General features: G+C 61.2%; 17 protein-coding genes and 2 tRNA genes. 12 read left to right on the forward strand and 7 right to left on the reverse strand.

Features of this window, described 5'->3' with window-relative positions; translation table 11 throughout:
* Positions 1-147: 147 nt before the first annotated feature.
* The 3 genes from V6617_RS10800 to V6617_RS10810 form a co-directional block, all read right to left on the reverse strand.
* On the reverse strand, positions 148-666 hold the full coding sequence (locus V6617_RS10800; RefSeq protein ID WP_338606984.1) for a hypothetical protein: 519 nt from the start codon (positions 664-666) through the stop codon (positions 148-150).
* A gap of 277 nt (positions 667-943) precedes the next feature.
* Positions 944-1,492 carry a porin family protein gene (locus V6617_RS10805; RefSeq protein ID WP_338606985.1) on the reverse strand — a complete coding sequence of 183 codons (549 nt, stop codon included), beginning with the start codon at positions 1,490-1,492 and terminating at the stop codon, positions 944-946.
* A gap of 271 nt (positions 1,493-1,763) precedes the next feature.
* Positions 1,764-2,333 (reverse strand): porin family protein, encoded by a 570-nt coding sequence (locus V6617_RS10810; protein ID WP_338606986.1) that lies wholly within the window; start codon positions 2,331-2,333, stop codon positions 1,764-1,766.
* 382 nt (positions 2,334-2,715) lie between these two features.
* Here V6617_RS10810 and V6617_RS10815 point away from each other — a divergent pair, with 382 nt between their 5' ends.
* Complete coding sequence (locus V6617_RS10815; RefSeq protein WP_338606987.1) at positions 2,716-3,348, forward strand: XRE family transcriptional regulator; 633 nt, start codon at positions 2,716-2,718, stop codon at positions 3,346-3,348.
* A 162-nt stretch (positions 3,349-3,510) separates the two neighbouring features.
* On the opposite strand, the gene V6617_RS10820 is transcribed toward V6617_RS10815, so the two are convergent.
* Positions 3,511-3,702 (reverse strand): hypothetical protein, encoded by a 192-nt coding sequence (locus V6617_RS10820; protein WP_338606988.1) that lies wholly within the window; start codon positions 3,700-3,702, stop codon positions 3,511-3,513.
* A 146-nt stretch (positions 3,703-3,848) separates the two neighbouring features.
* On the opposite strand from V6617_RS10820, the gene V6617_RS10825 reads away from it, so the two are divergent.
* Together V6617_RS10825 and V6617_RS10830 are read left to right on the forward strand one after the other, a co-directional pair.
* Positions 3,849-4,988 (forward strand): hypothetical protein, encoded by a 1,140-nt coding sequence (locus tag V6617_RS10825; protein WP_338606989.1) that lies wholly within the window; start codon positions 3,849-3,851, stop codon positions 4,986-4,988.
* A gap of 15 nt (positions 4,989-5,003) precedes the next feature.
* On the forward strand, positions 5,004-5,579 hold the full coding sequence (locus tag V6617_RS10830) for a hypothetical protein (protein WP_338606990.1): 576 nt from the start codon (positions 5,004-5,006) through the stop codon (positions 5,577-5,579).
* A 26-nt stretch (positions 5,580-5,605) separates the two neighbouring features.
* On the opposite strand, the gene V6617_RS10835 is transcribed toward V6617_RS10830, so the two are convergent.
* A tRNA-Cys gene (locus tag V6617_RS10835) sits at positions 5,606-5,679 on the reverse strand.
* A 141-nt stretch (positions 5,680-5,820) separates the two neighbouring features.
* Here V6617_RS10835 and mobA point away from each other — a divergent pair.
* The 7 genes from mobA to V6617_RS10870 all read left to right on the forward strand — a co-directional run bounded on the left by mobA (position 5,821) and on the right by V6617_RS10870 (position 10,990).
* Complete coding sequence (gene mobA, locus V6617_RS10840; RefSeq protein ID WP_338606991.1) at positions 5,821-6,438, forward strand: molybdenum cofactor guanylyltransferase; 618 nt, start codon at positions 5,821-5,823, stop codon at positions 6,436-6,438.
* Positions 6,439-6,510: 72 nt separating this feature from the next.
* Positions 6,511-6,585: transfer RNA gene (locus V6617_RS10845), tRNA-Asn, on the forward strand.
* 149 nt (positions 6,586-6,734) lie between these two features.
* Positions 6,735-7,628 (forward strand): siderophore-interacting protein, encoded by an 894-nt coding sequence (locus V6617_RS10850; RefSeq protein WP_338606992.1) that lies wholly within the window; start codon positions 6,735-6,737, stop codon positions 7,626-7,628.
* A 136-nt stretch (positions 7,629-7,764) separates the two neighbouring features.
* Positions 7,765-8,805, forward strand: coding sequence for a TerC family protein (locus V6617_RS10855; protein WP_338606993.1), 1,041 nt, complete (start codon positions 7,765-7,767; stop codon positions 8,803-8,805).
* 107 nt (positions 8,806-8,912) lie between these two features.
* Positions 8,913-10,106 carry an MFS transporter gene (locus tag V6617_RS10860; RefSeq protein ID WP_338606994.1) on the forward strand — a complete coding sequence of 398 codons (1,194 nt, stop codon included), beginning with the start codon at positions 8,913-8,915 and terminating at the stop codon, positions 10,104-10,106.
* 1 nt (position 10,107) lies between these two features.
* The gene (locus V6617_RS10865) at positions 10,108-10,542 is read left to right on the forward strand and encodes an SRPBCC family protein (protein WP_338606995.1); all 435 of its coding nucleotides are present in this window, start codon (positions 10,108-10,110) and stop codon (positions 10,540-10,542) included.
* Positions 10,543-10,657: 115 nt separating this feature from the next.
* Positions 10,658-10,990 (forward strand): metalloregulator ArsR/SmtB family transcription factor, encoded by a 333-nt coding sequence (locus V6617_RS10870; RefSeq protein ID WP_338606996.1) that lies wholly within the window; start codon positions 10,658-10,660, stop codon positions 10,988-10,990.
* A 287-nt stretch (positions 10,991-11,277) separates the two neighbouring features.
* Here the strand turns inward: V6617_RS10870 and cysN are convergent, their stop codons facing one another.
* Positions 11,278-13,176, reverse strand: a complete 1,899-nt coding sequence (gene cysN, locus V6617_RS10875) for a sulfate adenylyltransferase subunit CysN (protein WP_338606997.1) — start codon at positions 13,174-13,176, stop codon at positions 11,278-11,280.
* The gene (gene cysD, locus V6617_RS10880) at positions 13,176-14,084 is read right to left on the reverse strand and encodes a sulfate adenylyltransferase subunit CysD (RefSeq protein ID WP_422394828.1); all 909 of its coding nucleotides are present in this window, start codon (positions 14,082-14,084) and stop codon (positions 13,176-13,178) included. The genes cysN and cysD overlap by 1 nt, the downstream gene beginning before the upstream one ends.
* Before the next feature lie 208 nt (positions 14,085-14,292).
* Here cysD and V6617_RS10885 point away from each other — a divergent pair, with 208 nt between their 5' ends.
* Positions 14,293-15,693, forward strand: a complete 1,401-nt coding sequence (locus V6617_RS10885) for a deoxyribodipyrimidine photo-lyase (RefSeq protein WP_338606999.1) — start codon at positions 14,293-14,295, stop codon at positions 15,691-15,693.
* 155 nt (positions 15,694-15,848) lie between these two features.
* Positions 15,849-16,895, forward strand: coding sequence for a cysteine synthase A (locus V6617_RS10890; RefSeq protein ID WP_338607000.1), 1,047 nt, complete (start codon positions 15,849-15,851; stop codon positions 16,893-16,895).
* Position 16,896: the final 1 nt, after the last annotated feature.

Genomic DNA, 16,896 nt, shown 5'->3' on the forward strand with positions numbered 1-16,896 from the left:
TAAAACTGACTTTAATTATCATGTTTCCAGGCATGTCTTCGCGGCGCCGTTCGTCCTCGCCGCTCGGGCGAACACAGGCGGTCAGCCGCGCTCTGCGCGACGCCGCGACTGGTACCGAACACATTTGCGAGATCGGGCGGCTCCGTTCTAGAGGTGGAACGCCAGACCTGCGGTGACGCGCATATCGGAGGGCATCGAACCCCAGGAGCCCGTGCCCAGGACCTCGCCGCGCGCGCTCATGTAATCGGTCAGGCCATATTCGGCGCCGCCGCCCAGGGCATAGCCGAAGCCGCCAGAGACGATGCCGGTGCCGCCGGTGGCGTAGATCAGGGCATCGCCCAGCGAGACGCCGCCTTTGCCGAGCAGCAGGGCATCGATGGAATTGGTGCCATCGAGGTCGGCGCCGAGTTGGGCTTCGAGACCGACCACGGCGCTGTCGATGGAAACGTTGACACCAGAGAACACGCCCGCGTTCCACGAGGTGGTGCCGAATGGCACACCGCCGCCATACACGCCGGCATAAAAGCCATCCCAATCAAAGCCATAGCCACTTCCCAGGCTCGCCGACCCGGTGACTCCGTAGGGGCCATAATCCTGGGCAAGGGCAGGCCCGGCGAAAGACAGGCCGGCGACGAGAACGGCCGCCATGCGAACAGCGAAAGACATTGGCGTCACTCCATTAAGGTTAATTGACGCCATTATTGCGCGGATGGGCCGGCTCTCAAGCCAAGCTTGGGAACGTGGATAAGATTTTACTAAAATTGCGCCCGTCCCTGCCCGGAAAAACATGGCAAACAATGGCGCTAAAATGCGTGGACTTGTGTGATGTTGCCCCGGCAGATTGCCGAACATTGGCACCAAAAAAAACGGCCCGGCAAATGCCGGACCGTTTTTCGAAATCGGTAATGAGCTGGCGTTGCCCCCGCCCTGCCAGCCTCGATTCCTAGAAGTGGAAGTTCGCACCGATGGTGAACTTGTGGATGTCGCTGGCACCGACAGCGCCGGACTGTTCCCAACCGTAAACATAGCGGCCATCGACCGAGATGGAGTCGGTAGCGGCAAATTCAACACCGACACCGGCAAGGATGTGGTCGCCAACGCCACCGGCGGCGTCAAAGTCGGAACCGTAACCGACGGTGCCGTACAGCAGCACTTCGGAGAATGCCACACCACCGCGAGCGGTGATTTCACCGTATGCGTAGGTATCGGGAGTTGCGAAGACAGCGTCAACGGCAGCTTCGGCACCGAGGACGAACATGTCCCACTGTGCGTTCACGCCGAGTTCGCCACCGATGAGCCAATCGGTATCGACCGTGTCATTCTGGCCGCCAACGCGAACACCGGCATAGAAACCGGACCAGTCATAAACGGGATCGACAACCGGAGCGACCGGGGTCACGGGCATCGGCATGATCGGATCAGCAGCCTGGGCGGCCGAAGCGACAGCGACGGTAGCAGCTGCAGCAAGCAGCGTGGATTTGAGCATGGACATAAAGTACCTCACAGCACGGGGGTTGATCAGTCTTCATATTGCCCAATCTTTGCCCAATTCCAATCCCCTTTCAGCGTTCAACCCCCTGGATCGGCACAATATCGCCATCAAATGTCCGTGCTGTTGCCTTTCTGGCACAGGGAATTGGGTAACCTTACGAAATCGTATACAAAAAACGGCCCCGCAGATGCAGGGCCGTTCGCGACTCGGTGATGGGGTGCGGTCCGGGTCGATTGACCCTGAACCGCGCTCCAGATTCGATCCGGATCGATTAGAAGTGGAAGTTGGCGCCGATCTGGAACTTGTGGATGTCGCTCGACGTCGCGTCACCGGTCTGGTCCCAACCGTAGAGATACTGGCCACGGATCGAAACGTCGTCGGTCGCGGCAAATTCGAGACCACCACCGGCAAGGACGTGATCGCCAACACCGTTGGCGGCGTCAAAGTCGGTGCCGTAACCAACAGCACCATAGGCGAGCAGTTCTTCGGTCACCAGAACACCGCCACGGGCGAGAGCCGAACCGTAAGCGTACATGTCGGGATCGTCGAAGACGCCGTCGAGGGCAACTTCAGCACCGACCAGGAAGAAATCGAACTGGGCGTTCACACCGGCCTGGGCCCCGAGGGTCCATTCGGTTTCGCCAGCATCGATGTTGTTCTGGGCGCCGGCGCTTGCACCAGCATAAAAGCCATTCCAGTCAAAACCGCTGCCCGCGTCATAGACAGGAGCGGGAGCAGGAACGGCGGGTGCCGGAACGCCAATGGCGTCAGCAGCGAAGGCACCGCCGAGAGCGGTGGTGGACAAAAGGGCAGCGAGAGCCACTGTCTTGAGCGAGTTCATATGTATTCTCCTTTATACCGGCTGGTGTGCAACTAATGGGTGCCGGTGTGCACTGGTTCCGATCCGAGAGCGGCAATCCGAAGTCAGGGCCGGGAGTGTTGCCCTGCTGCCACAACTGCGCCGTACGGGGTTCGGCACCAATGCGATGGGCCGGAATGTCGTTTCCGAGTGCGGACGAAGTGGGGCCACCTCATGGCAGGAATAGGGCAAACATCCATTGTTGCTCAAATGCCACGTATTTACGGTTAACCAACGGTAAATATTGTGCTTTTCCGAGGGGTTCCAGCACGAGCGCGTGTTTGAATCCGGCCCCGCGCGACCGCGGGTTGGTCAAATCGGCCGAACTCGATAAGGTTGATCGATGGCCTGAGAGAGGGATCGCATGAATCGCGCCGAGGGAATCGCCAACAATCTGCAGGCGGCAAAGGTCGGTGCCCTGATCCGCGCGCGGCGCCATGCGTTGCGCATGACGCTGCAGGCACTCGGAACGCAATCGGGTGTGTCGGTCGGGTATCTGAGTCAGGTCGAGCGCGACCAGGCCTCCCCTTCCCTTTCGACACTGGCATCGATCGCCCGCGCGCTAGGGGTCGGGGTGGATTACTTCATTGCCACACCGAACGCCCAGGATGCGCTGACCCGGGCCGGCCAGCGGATGCGCTTTTCCGTCGACGATTCGCTGATTTCCTACGAAAGACTTCATGCCGAATTCCCCGGCAATGTCCTGTCCTCGTTTCTCATCACCATCGCTCCGGGCTACCGCTCGGAAGTGGCAAATCATGAGGGCGAGGAAATGGTCTATGTGCTCGAGGGAAAGCTGACGTTGCGGATCGAGGAGGAAGAAACGGCGGTCGGCCCCGGCGACAGCCTGCACTTTCGCGGCAATCGCAGCCATTGCTGGTCGAACGAGACCGAAAATCCCGTGCGCCTGTTGTGGTCGGGCACGCTCACGATGTTCCGCTCGAGCGCCGACGGATCGGCCTTCAAGTCGGAGGGGACAACCGTTCCCGGTTCCTGAAAGCCCGCGGCAGCCGGTCGATGTAATGGGCAGGGCCCTTAGTGCCGTTCAGGATTTGATTGAATCAGATCCCCGGCTGCAAGCCTTGTTCTGTCGCGTGCCTGAACCGCAAAACCGTTTCCATTTCCGATCGCGTCGGGGACATGTTTTGCCGGACACCTTCTAAAACCCCATTTGGCGGCGCACCAGCCTTACTGGCCAGGCCAGAAGGCCGAGCAGCAAAAGCGCCGCCCCGATGGAAACGATCCCGGCGAGCAATATTGCGCCATGAGCGAAGGCAACAACCGACCGGCCCCAGGACACCGGTGCGGCGAGGCCGCCAAGGGCGGAATCTGGACTTGTCGTCGGTTTCATTTTTTCACTCTGATCGCGGCGGGCCTTCCAGAACGCTTCAAACAGAGGCAGGTTCCGCACCAGGTTGACCCCGGGGGGCAAGTTCGGCAGCCTTCGGGCCGGATCGGACGCGCCGATATCCCATACAACAGGCAAAGGCAGGCAAAATGGTGCAATCGTGGACCAGGCGACTTTTCTCTCTGGCGGTTTGCGTGTTGCCTCTGGCCCTGCCGGCGCAGGGGCAGGAAAGCGGCTATTACCAGTTGCGGGACTGGGGCGGCCCCAATGGCGGCTCGATGAACATTTCCTCGTTCGTGTTCCGCGACATGAACGACAGCGGGACCTATGATCTGGGCGACCGGGTGTTCGTCAACGTCGCGGTGGAGCTGCTGACCCCGTCGGGCGGCGCCAAAACGGTACGCACCAATATCGGCGGCTATGCCAATTTCAACACCTCGCTCGCGCAGGTCGATGCCGATATCACAGAGGCTGGAGCCCACACGTTTCGCGTGGTGCCGCCACCGGGATGGACGGTAACGACCGGCAATGGCGAACAAACCATTCCCATGTCGATGCTGGTGGGCGCGCCGGGCGATATCGTTGCGGACCATTTGCCCGTCCCGGTGGGCCTGGCGCCCGTTCCAGAAATCCGGGGGCGCTCGGCCGACGGGCCTGACACCGTTGTGGCCAGCGGTCCGGACGGCGAAACCGTCCCTGCCCTTTCGTCCGAGGGGGACTGGTACCGCCTGCCCGTAACGCCGGGTGACTGGACCGTTGGCGCGCAGGAGGTCGCGGTAGGGCGTATCCCCGTCGTGCTGCCGCTCGAATGGTCCGATGAGGCCTCATTGGCCGGCGAGGCGGTAACGTTGGGCTTTGACGATCTGTTCGTCGGCGACCAGTTGATGAAGGTGCCCAACGGATATGGCGGGCTGCATTGGGAGAACTGGGTGGCCACCCACGGCCGATTCTACGAGGGCGAAGGCTACATCAACACCATGATGTCGGGCGAATATATCGCCTATACGAGTTCGGGCCACCCCACGGCGATCGCTGGCGATGACCCGTTCGATTTCGTCGGCGGATATTTCGGGGTCGCCTGGAGCAGCGCCGAAGGGGAGACCCTGCGTATCCGGGCCTGGCGCGGGGAGGCGCTTGTCCACGACGACGAATTCGCGCTTTCAGCCTACGGCCCCGTCTATTTTGCCGCCGACTACAAATCGATTACCCGGCTCGAATTCTCGACGGCGCATTATTGGCAGGCCGTGGCGGACGATTTGCGTTTCGTCGTGGGCGCGGATAGCCGGTGAAGACTGGGAGTCAAAATGTCGAACATTGACGACATAAGATTCCGAAAGGTCGTGATCGGGACCGGTGTCACCATCGCGCTCAGCATGGCAACCGCAGTTCAGGCACAGACGCTCGATGAACTTCGCGATCGATTGGACCCGCCACCTGAGACCGAGAAGGAATATCTCGACATAATTGCGCAGATGGATGCCATAGAACTTTACCAACGCTACGAATTCTGCCGGCAGAACGACCTATCCAAAGCGGACTGTATGGATCGGATCAGCCTGCTTTGGGATGAGGAGGACCGCTGGCGGGAATTGTTCCTCATATCCATCAGTTTCCTGTCAGACCAAGAAGGCGGAATGGAAGCTCATGACGCGCTGCTCGAGCAATGCAACACGCTTCATCCCGATTTTATCGCCGAGACCGAATGTCGTGCCGAACTCAACGAGTACCTCCTCGACGTAGTCAACAACGACGCCCCCGGTTCTATATTTTTTAGTGGTGATGGGCGCGTGATTCACCAGTCGCCAGAAGGCGCTGAGTCGGGGCAAAGCGTTGGGGGTATGCGAGATAAAAACGCCCCACCGGGGACGGCAGGGCGCTAAATCAATGCAATTTCTTGCCGAATTGATGGAGGCCTCGACCGGAATCGAACCGGTGTGGACGGATTTGCAATCCGCTGCGTCACCACTCCGCCACGAGGCCTCTGGGGCGGGGTTCTATTGTAGTTTGGGGGAATTAGGCAAGGCCGTATGCGATCCGCACCTTCAATTTTCCAAATAATCGGCGCAGAGCCTTAAGAAGCCATCGCAGTACGGTCTGCGGATGGCGGTGAGTAGGTAAACGATGTCGATGAATATTGTGGGATTGATTCTGGCGGGGGGTGCCGGCCGCCGGTTGGGCGGTGTGCGAAAAGCCGATCTCCGGCTCGGCAATCTGGCGCTGATCGACTGGGTATCGAGGGCGCTTGAGCCCCAATGCAGCCGGATCGTGGTTTCGAGCGGTTCGGGCGTGGTCCGGCCTACGCCGGGCATGGTATGCGTGCCCGACGCCGATGGCGGGATTGCCGGGCCGACGGCGGGGCTGCTGGCCGGGGCGTTGTGGGTGCGCGCCAATGCGCCTGATTCGCTCATGCTTTCGGTTTCGGTGGATACGCCGTTCTGGCCGCACGATTTTGCGGCGCGGGCGATGGAAATGCTGGCCGGCGGGCATGATTGCGTGGTCAGCGCCTTCGGCGAGCGCGATTATCCGACCAATGCGTTGTGGCGGCCCGAGCCACTGATTGCCCATCTGGCGGCCATCGCCCCTGCTCCGCGCGGCCCACGCATACGGGACGCACAGACCGCGCTGGGCGCCCGGCGGCTCGATTATGCCCGGACGCATGCGCAAAACCCCTTTGCCGGGGTCAATGCCATCGGCGATCTGCTCGCGCTTTCCCGCCGGCTTGGCCATCATAGCGAATGAATGGGCAAATGGGGGTTGGCAAGCGCCACCAAATTGGCTAGATGATCGCCACCTGCCAAGCAGGCTACGCGTTCCCCGGTAGCTCAGTGGTAGAGCAACCGGCTGTTAACCGGTTGGTCGCTGGTTCGAATCCGGCCCGGGGAGCCATTTTTCTTCTGCATTCGTTTTAGCCCGGTCGCGCCGACATGTGTTGGCGGGCGCGGGCTTTGCCGTTTGGTTTTGCGCTTAAATTCTTGACTGCTGCGATCAAGATAAATTATCCCGTTGCGTGACAATTCCACGGGCCGGAGCGCGCGATGAGCCAGATGTTTTACGATGTGACGCTGCTTGGCCGGCAGGCGCTGACGCCGGGCATGGTGCGGCTGACATTTGGCGGCGAGGGACTTAAGGCGTTTCGCACGACCGGAATCGGTGACGAATATCTGCGGCTGTTCTTTCCCAATGAGGAAACCGGCAAGCTCCATCTCCCCCACATTACCGAAGATGGCCGCTGGACCTATCCGGACGGTCAGGACGCGGTTCGGTGCTCGACCTATACGGTGCGGCGGTTCGCGCAGGAGGGCGAGGACGTCACCATCGACATCGACTTCGTGGTCCACGAGGGCGGGCTGGCCAGCGAATGGGCACAGAAGGCCGCGCCGGGCGAGCGCATAACGATCAACAGGCCGCGCGGGCTTTATAGTCCGCCCAGGGATTATGCCTGGCAATTGCTCGTCGCCGACGCAACCGGGCTGCCGGCGCTGTCGCGTATTCTCGAGCAGACGCCCGAACACGTTCAGTCGCGCGTCTTCGTGGAAGTGGCGCAAAAGGACGATGAGCAGATCCTGCCCTATCATGCTGCGGCGACAGTGACCTGGCTGCATGGCTGCGGCAATGGCGTGGCGGCCAGCCGGCTCGAGGAGATCGTGCGTGGCGTGCCGCTGCCCGCAACACCTGGCTATGTCTGGGTGGCGGGCGAGCAGAAGGTGGTGCGGGCCATCCGCAAATTCGTGCGCAAGGAGCTGGGCTTTCCCGCCGAGCGCTACGAGCTGGTGGGATACTGGATCGCCAATGCCGAAGAATGGGAAGCCAAATGGGAAGCGCTGGACCCGGCGATCAAGGCGCAGATCGATGCCGGCTGGGATTCGGGCCGCGACCGGGAAACGGTGATGGACGAATATATCGACACACTGGAAAAGCACGGCCTTTGAGCCCGGCGGCCCCTTTAATCTGCGCGCGAAAGGGCGTATATGTCGCCGCGCAGTGCCGGGCCCCTCTGGCGTAGCGCTCTTGATCGCTGCGTGATGTCGGAACTGCTCCACGAGTTACATGGAGAAGGTCCCGGCGATGGAAAATTTCGCTTCATTTTTGTATACACCGTTCCTGAACACGCCCGCGTGGTTCTGGCTCGCGTTTCTGGCCGTGGTTGCGGTCATCCTGATCTTTGATCTCGGGTTCCTGCACAAGGAGCAGAAAGAGATCAGCGCCAAAGAGAGCTTCGTGCTCTATGGCATGTATGTGCTGGTCGCCTGTGCGTTCGGCGGCTGGGTCTGGCTGGTGCGCGGGTCGCAGTCGGGGCTGGAGTTCTTCACCGGCTACATTATCGAACAGAGCCTGGCGATGGACAATATCTTCGTCATCGCCTCGATCTTCGCGTTTCTGGGTGTTCCGCGCATCTACCAGTACCGGGTGCTGTTCTGGGGGATTATCGGGGTTCTGGTGTTCCGCGCGATCCTGATCGGCATGGGCGTGGCGCTGGTGCATGCGTTCGAGCCGATCCTTTTCGTCTTCGGCGCCTTTTTGATCTTTACCGGCCTGCGGATGTTCAAGAAGGTCGAGGACGACGACGATATCGAAAACAACAAGATCCTCAAATTCCTGCGCAAGCGGTTCAGGATCACGCCGCAGTTCCACGGCAACAAGTTCGTCGTCGAAAAGCCGCACCCGACAAGCGGCAAGCTGGTGCTCTGGCTCACGCCATTGGCCGTGGCGCTGATCATGGTGGAAATCGTCGACGTGATCTTTGCCGTCGATTCGGTGCCGGCGATCTTTGCGATCACCCAAGACCCGTTCATCGTTTATACCTCGAACGTCTTTGCGGTTCTGGGGCTGCGGGCTCTGTTCTTTGCCCTATCGGCGGCGATGGCCCGCTTCAGGTACCTGCAGACGGCGCTTGCCATCGTTCTGATCTATGTGGGCATCAAGATCTCGCTGGTCCCGGTGGGCATTCATATCGATACGGTGCTTTCGCTGGCCATAACCGTGGGGACACTGGCGGCGGGCATTGCCTATTCGCTCTGGAAGACGCGGAACGATCCTCCGCTCGATCAGCAGGTCGACCATGTCGAGCCCGAGGACCTCAGAAGCGAAAATCCGTCCAACCCGTAGAGCGGTGCCACGCCTTGCTTGACGAAAGATCGGCACGGACGTAACGGTTTTTGCGAGAACAAGAGCGGCGTGGGCACACCACGCCGCTGCCTTTCCGGATTAGCCTTATGACCGCCACGACAGCGGAGCATCAGCCCGCGCGGCAAACAGCGTCCCTGTGGGTGCTGTTCGCCATCAGCTTCTCACACATGCTCAACGATCTGATGCAGGCGCTGCTGCCCGCGGTCTATCCGTTGCTGCGCGAGATCTATGCCCTCGATTTTACCCAGATCGGGCTGATTACGCTGGTCAACCAGCTCACCGCGTCGCTGTTGCAGCCGCTGGTGGGGTACTACACCGACAAATATCCAAAACCCTATTCGCTGCCGATCGCCATGTGTTCGACGCTGTGCGGGCTGCTCGTTCTCTCGGCTGCATCGAGTTTTCCGATGCTTCTGGTCGCGGCGGCGCTGATCGGGGTCGGATCGTCGATCTTTCATCCTGAATCCTCGCGCGTCGCGCGCATGGCGTCGGGCGGGCGGTTGGGGTTTGCCCAGTCGCTGTTTCAGGTGGGGGGCAATGTGGGAACCGCCATGGGGCCGCTTCTGGCCGCCTTCATCATCATTCCGCGCGGCCAGGGCAGCGTCTCGTGGTTTGCCATCGTGGCGCTAACGGCCATTACCGTGCTGTTTGCCGTGAGCCGATGGTATTCGGGCCAGAACCGGATGAAAAAGCCCCAGCCGGTGGCGGTTCGCAATCGCTCGCTTTCGCGGGCCGGACTGCTCGGCGCCTTTGCCATTCTTGCCATGCTGGTTCTGAGCAAGAATGTGTATATGGCGTCGATGACCAGCTTTTATTCGTTCTTCCTGATCGAAAAATTCGGGTTGGAAGCGTCCACGGCCCAGCTCTATCTCTTTGTTTTCCTCGGCGCTGCGGCGGCGGGCACGTTTATCGGCGGGCCGGTGGGCGACAGGGTCGGGCGCAAACTGGTGATCTGGGTCTCGATCCTTGGGCCCCTTCCCTTCACGCTGGCCCTGCCCTATGTGGGGCTTGAGCTTTCGATCGTTCTGACGGCGATCATCGGGTTCATCCTGGCGTCGGCGTTTTCGGCCATTCTGGTTTATGCGCAGGAATTGCTGCCGGGCCGGGTGGGCATGATCGCGGGCCTGATGTTCGGATTTGCATTCGGCATGGGCGCTTTGGGTGCTGCCGTGCTCGGGGTCGTGGCCGACGCAACGAGCATCATTTTTGTATTCCAGCTTTGCGCCTTCCTGCCGCTGGCGGGGCTTTTGACGGCATTGCTGCCCAACACGGGAGACTGACATGACCGATCAGGCCGACCACTCCATCACCCTGTCGCGCACCATCGATGCGCCGGCCGATGAACTGTTTTCTGCCTGGACCGACCCGGCCCTGCTCGAACAATGGCAGGCCGAAATCGTCGAATTCGAGCCGTTCGAAGGCGGGAAGTTTCGGTTCGAGACGTCCGATGCCGACGAGCCGGGCGTCAGCCATGTCATCAGTGGAACGGTCGCCAGCTATGAGCAGGACCGAAAACTGGTGGAGCTCTGGCACATGGAGGGCGAAGGTTCCGAGCACGACAGCACGCTGATCGTGACGTTCGCACCGGTCGATGATTCGCGGACGGAGATCACCATCGTTGAAATCGCAGAAGCCCATGCCGACGCCGAGTCGCGGATTTTTTCGATCGAAGCGTGGCACGAGGCGCTGAACGAGCTGGCCGAACTGCTCGAGTAGATTTCCACAGGCTTGAGAGCCCCGGACACCCGACAGTCTTGCGCTTGGGGCGTGAGTGTATAAATCGGCGCTTATGGACATTTTTACTGTTGTCGCCGATCCAACGCGGCGCCGGATGATCGACATGCTGGTTGGCGGCGAATTGCCGGCCGGTGCCTTTGTTGCCGCTTTTCCCGGCGTGACCCAGCCGGCGATTTCCCAGCACCTGAAAGTGCTGCGCGATGCGGGGGTGGCAACCGTGCGGGCCGATCGGCAGCGCCGGCTTTATTGTCTGGTTCCCGATGCGCTTGTTTCGCTGCGGGATTGGGTGAGCCCGCTGCTGCCGGTCGCGGAAGCGGCAAGGCCAGAGATGGTCGAGAGCGTTGAACAGCCGCCGAGCAAACCCAAAGCGCGACCGAAGCCCAAGCCTGCACCGGAGCCGGAACTGACGCTGGACCTATTCGGTTAGCGTTTGCGCGCGGCGCTGTTCGGGCCCAACCCAAAAAGCCGGGTGTACTGGCCCCCGGCTCAAGGCCGGGGTGACCAAGGGGGTGAGGACGCCGGGTCTTTTCCTTCTCTGTCGCTGCCCCGGCGAACGCCAGGTCCATGCGCATAGCACATGGCGGTGGAGTCTGCGGCTGCGCTGCTGGACCCCGGTTTTCACCGGGGAAGCGAAGGAGGAGAAGGTCGGTGTCCCCTTAAGGCCAGACCCGTTGGTCCGGGGGGATTAAGGGGTTTGGCAGGTTGGACGCCGCCTCACGCTCCGATTTTCCCATAGATTTCCTCGGTCATTTCCTCTGGAGATTTTGTTGCGCCGTTGAGGATGATGTCGGGGTTTTGGGGGGCTTCGAAGGGGCTGTCGATGCCTGTGAAGTTGGTGATCTGGCCGGCGCGGGCCTTGGCGTAGAGGCCCTTGGGGTCGCGGGCTTCGCAGATTTCGAGCGGGGTGTCGACATAGGCTTCGATGAAGTCGATATCGCCGGCCACTTCGCGGGCCAGGCGCCGCTCGTTGCGGAACGGGGAGATGAACGAGACGAGCACGATCAGCCCGGCATCGGCCATCAGACGCGCCACTTCGGCAACCCGGCGGATGTTTTCGACCCGGGCGGCGTCGGTAAAGCCCAGATCCTTGTTGAGCCCGTGGCGGATGTTGTCGCCATCGAGGATATAGACGTGGCGGCCCTCGGCGGTCAGGCGCTTTTCGAGCAGGTTGGCGACCGTGGACTTGCCCGACCCCGAGAGCCCGGTGAACCACACGATCTGCGGGGTCTGGCCCTTCTGGAGCGCGCGGACCTCGCGATTGACGTCGAACGCCTGGTAGGTGAGGTTCTGGCCGCGCTGCAGACCGTAGCTGATGGTGCCGGCGCCCAGGGTGAGATTATTGAGCCGGTCGATCAGGATGAACCCGCCGGTCAGCCCGTTGGTCTGGTAAGGATCAAACGCGATCGGCTTGTCGGTGGCCAGGGTGAGCGTTCCGACCTCGTTGAGCTCGAGCCGCTTGGCGGCGGATTTTTCCAGCGTGTTGACGTTGGTCTTGTGCTTGAGATCGGTCAGCGTGGCCGGCACCAGCTGGCTGCCGATCTTTAAGAGATAGGAGCGCCCGGGATAGGCGGGCTCGTCGGCCATCCACACGATCTCGGCCTGGAACTGGTTGGAATAGTCAGGGGTGTGGCCGGGATGGGTGAGCATGTCGCCGCGCGAGATGTCGATCTCGCGGTCGAGCACAAGGGTGATCGCCTGCCCGGCGATGGCGCTTTGCAGATCGCCATCCATTGTAACGATGCGGGCGATTTTGGCCGGCTTGCGCGAGGCGGCAACCAGAACCTCATCGCCCACCGAGACGGTGCCACCGGCAATGGTGCCCGAAAAGCCGCGGAAATCGAGATTGGGGCGGTTGACCCATTGTACCGGAAAGCGGAACGGGGTCTGGCTCTTGTCCTCGTCGACCACGATCTCTTCGAGATAGGGCAGCAAGGGCGTGCCGGTGTACCACGGGGTGCGCTCGGAGTTTTCGACAATGTTGTCGCCGCGCAGCGCCGAGATGGGCACGGCAGCGAGCGAAGCAAAGCCGAGATCCTTGGCAAAGGCTTTGTAGTCGGCAACGATTTCGTCGAAGACCTCTTGCGAATAGTCCATCAGATCGATCTTGTTGATGACCAGCACCACGTGCCTGACCCCGATCAGGGACAGAATGAAGCTGTGACGGCGGGTCTGGGTCAACAGCCCTTTGCGCGCATCGACCAGCAGCAGCGCCAGATCGGCGTTGGACGCGCCGGTCGCCATGTTGCGTGTGTATTGCTCGTGGCCGGGGGTATCGGCGACGATGAATTTGCGCTTCTCGGTGGAAAAGAACCGATACGCCACATCGATGGTGATGCCCTGTTCGCGCTCGGCGACAAGCCCGTCGACCAAAAGCGAGAAATCGATGCCCTCATCGCCCACATGGCGGTTGCGGCTGTCGGTCTTCAAAGTGGCCAACTGATCGTCGAGGATGAGCTGGCTGTCATAGAGCAGCCGCCCGATGAGGGTGGATTTGCCGTCGTCGACCGAGCCGCAGGTTAAAAAGCGCAGCAAAGACTTGTTGGTCTGCTGGTCCAGCCAGAGCCCGATATCGGTGTCGGCAGTGGGAAGGGAGGCTGCGGTCAAAGTGGACATCAAAAGTACCCTTCCTGCTTTTTCTTCTCCATCGAGCCGAGGGAATCGCTGTCGATCAGCCGCCCCTCGCGCTCGGAGGTCCGCGATGCCTGCATCTCCATGATGATCTCGGGCAGCGTGGCCGCAGAGGATTCGATGGCGCCGGTCAGCGGGTAACAGCCCAGCGTCCTGAACCGCACCATCGCCTCTTTGGGCGTCTCGCCCGGATCGAGCCGCATGCGCTCGTCATCGACCATGATCAGCGTGCCCGAACGCTCGACCACCGGGCGCTTCTTGGCATAATAGAGCGCGGGCAATTCGATGTTTTCGGCATAGATGTAGGTCCACACATCGAGCTCGGTCCAGTTCGAGATCGGGAACACCCGCATCGATTCGCCCGGGTTGAGCCGCGTGTTGAACACCCGCCACAGCTCGGGCCGCTGGGTCTTGGGGTCCCAGGCGTGGGACGCGTTGCGGTGCGAAAAGATCCGCTCCTTGGCGCGGCTCTTTTCCTCGTCGCGCCGCGCCCCCCCGATCGCCGCATCGTACCCGCCGGCCGAAAGCGCCTGGCGCAGCGCCTGGGTCTTCATGATGTCGGTATAGCGCGCCGAGCCGTGATCGAACGGGTTGATCCCCGCAGCCTTGCCCTCGGGATTGGTGTGCACAACCAACTCGAACCCGTACTGCTCGGCCATCCGGTCGCGAAACGCGATCATCTCACGAAACTTCCAGGTCGTATCGATGTGCAAAAGCGGAAACGGAATACGCGAGGGATAAAACGCCTTGCGCGCAAGATGCAGCAAAACCGAGGAATCCTTGCCGATCGAATACATCATCACAGGACGCTCAAAACTCGCCGCAACCTCCCGGAAAATCTCAATGCTCTCACTCTCCAAACGGGAAAGATGCGACAGGGAAGTGGGGGACATCGACATGGGTTTATTCCAGCGGTTCGGAACGTTTTCGGCTCGCAGACATATTCCTGCCGGACGGCCCGGACAACCGCACGAGAGGCGCTCCCGGATGATCTGAAGCCGAGGTTTGCCCGTATCGGGAAAGAACGGCGCGTTTATTCCAAATGTGTCGAGCCCGCGCATTTTTCGACTGGCCTCTCCGACGAAAAGGAAAGTTTTTTTCATGGCCAGTTCCACATTGGTTTGGCTCAGGAACGATTTGCGCATTGCCGACAATCCGGCCCTTGCCGCGGCGCTCAAGCATGACGCGCCGGTCCATGCCGTCTATGTGCTCGAGACCGATCGGGGGCTGCGCCCGCTTGGGGGTGCTGCCAAGGTTTGGCTGCATGAGAGCCTTGCGGCGCTCAATGGCGCGCTGGCGGAGCGCGGGGTGCGGCTCTCCTATCGCGAGGGCGAGAGCAGGACCGTTCTTCCCGAAATCGTCCGGGAGACCCGGGCCGAGCGGGTTTACTGGAACCGGCGGTACGATCCGGCAGGGCGCAGCCATGACGCGGCGTTAAAGTCCGCTCTCAAGTCGGATGGACTTGCGGTCGAGAGCTTCAATGGCTCGCTGCTGATCGAGCCCTGGGACATCGCAACAAAACAGGGCACGCCCTATGGCGTTTTCACCCCGTTCTGGAAGGCGCTGAAAGACAAGCCGATCCCCGAACCGATCGGGCGGATCGAAAAGCATGCGGCGATCGCGGCCCCTGCCCTCGATCTGGACGCGCCGCCGTTCTGGGCGGATGGGATAGTGCAGCGTTGGGCGATTGGCGAAAAAGCGGCAAAAACTGTTCTGGCCGATTTTCTCGACGATCTGCTGGCCGATTACCCCACCGATCGCGACCTGCCGCGCAAGCGCGCGACATCGGAAATGTCGCCGCATTTGCGGTTCGGGGAGATCGGGCCGCGCCAGATCTGGTTTGCGGTGCGGCATCTGATCGATTCAAAACCGTCAATGGCGAGCGCTGGTGAAAAGTTTCTGTCCGAAGTGGCCTGGCGGGAGTTTTCCTATCACCTGCTCTATCATCGCGACGACATTGCCAGCCATTCGATGCAGGAGCGGTTCGACGAGATCGAATGGCGGGCCGACGCCAAGGCGCTGCATGCCTGGCAGAAGGGGCAGACGGGCATTCCGATCGTCGATGCGGGGATGCGCCAGCTCTGGCAGACGGGCTGGATGCACAATCGGGTGCGCATGCTCACGGCGTCGCTTCTGACCAAGAATCTGCTGATCGACTGGCGGACAGGCGAAAACTGGTTCTGGGACACGCTGGTCGATGCCGACCCGGCCAACAATCCGGCAAGCTGGCAATGGGTGGCCGGGAGCGGGGCGGACGCGGCGCCCTATTTCCGGATTTTCAATCCGGTGACCCAGGGCGAAAAATTCGATCCCGGCGGAGACTATGTGCGCGAATGGGTGCCCGAGCTTAAGGGCATGCCCGACAAATGGGTGCATAAGCCATGGCTGGCCGACGCGGCCACGCTTGATAAGGCGGGACTTAAATTGGGCGTGACTTATCCCGAGCCGATCGTGGATTTGAAGTCCAGCCGGGAGCGGGCGCTCGATACGCTCAAGCGCTGACGCAACAGGTTTGCGGCGATGGCGGCTGTGGTGGCAGAAGATTGCGCAAAACGGGGGTGAACTGAAAAAGCCCGGCCAATCAACGCCGTGCTGCCTTGTTCGGGGCTCAAGAGGTCACTACGGTTTGGGTCCACGTTCAAGAGCTGTTGCCCATCATGACCCGTTATATCGATATGCCGTCCGCCATCGGGAACACCCCGCTGATCCGCCTCAACGCCGTGTCCGAGGCGACCGGATGCGAGATCTGGGGCAAGGCGGAATTCTTAAATCCCGGACAGTCGGTCAAGGACCGTGCGGCGCTCTATATCATCAATGACGCGGTGGCGCGGGGCGCGATCGGGCCGGGCGGGACGATTGTCGAGGGCACGGCGGGCAATACCGGGATCGGGTTGGCGCTGGTGGGCAATGCCATGGGGTTCAGGACGGTCATCGTCATCCCCGAAACCCAGAGCCAGGAAAAAAAAGACGCCATCCGGCTGGCCGGAGCCGAGCTGATCGAGGTACCGGCCAAGCCCTACAAGAACCCCAACAATTACGTGAAGGTTTCCGGGCGGCTGGCCGAAAAGCTGGCTGCGCAGCTGCCGAACGGCGCGATCTGGGCCAACCAGTTCGACAATATCGCCAACCGGCAGGCCCATATCGAAACCACGGGACCGGAAATCTTTAGCCAAACCGAGGGCAAGGTCGACGGGTTCATCTGCGCGGTGGGTTCGGGCGGCACGCTGGGTGGGGTCGCCATGGCGCTCAGGGAGCGCAACAAGGATATCCAGATCGGGCTGGCCGACCCCGAAGGGGCCGCGCTTTACAGCTATTACACGAGCGGGGAGCTCAAATCCTCGGGTGGCTCGATCACCGAGGGAATCGGACAGGGCCGCATTACCGCAAACCTTGAGGGGCTGAGCGTGGATCACGCCTACCAGATCCCCGACAGCGAAGCGTTGCCCTATATCTTTGACCTGATTGCCCAGGAGGGATTGTGCCTTGGCGGCTCGTCTGCGATCAATATCGCGGGCGCTGTGCGGCTTGCCAGGGAACTTGGGCCGGGCAAAACCATTGTCACCGTGCTCTGCGACTATGGCAGCCGCTATCAGTCGAAACTGTTCAATCCGGCCTTCCTGCGCTTCAAGGAACTGCCGGTGCCAGATTGGCTGGAAGCCGGACCCACGGTTGACATCAATTCGGTGCTGGAGGCCGATAGCTAGG

The organism is Pelagibacterium nitratireducens, from assembly GCF_037044555.1.
Taxonomy (GTDB): domain Bacteria; phylum Pseudomonadota; class Alphaproteobacteria; order Rhizobiales; family Devosiaceae; genus Pelagibacterium; species Pelagibacterium nitratireducens.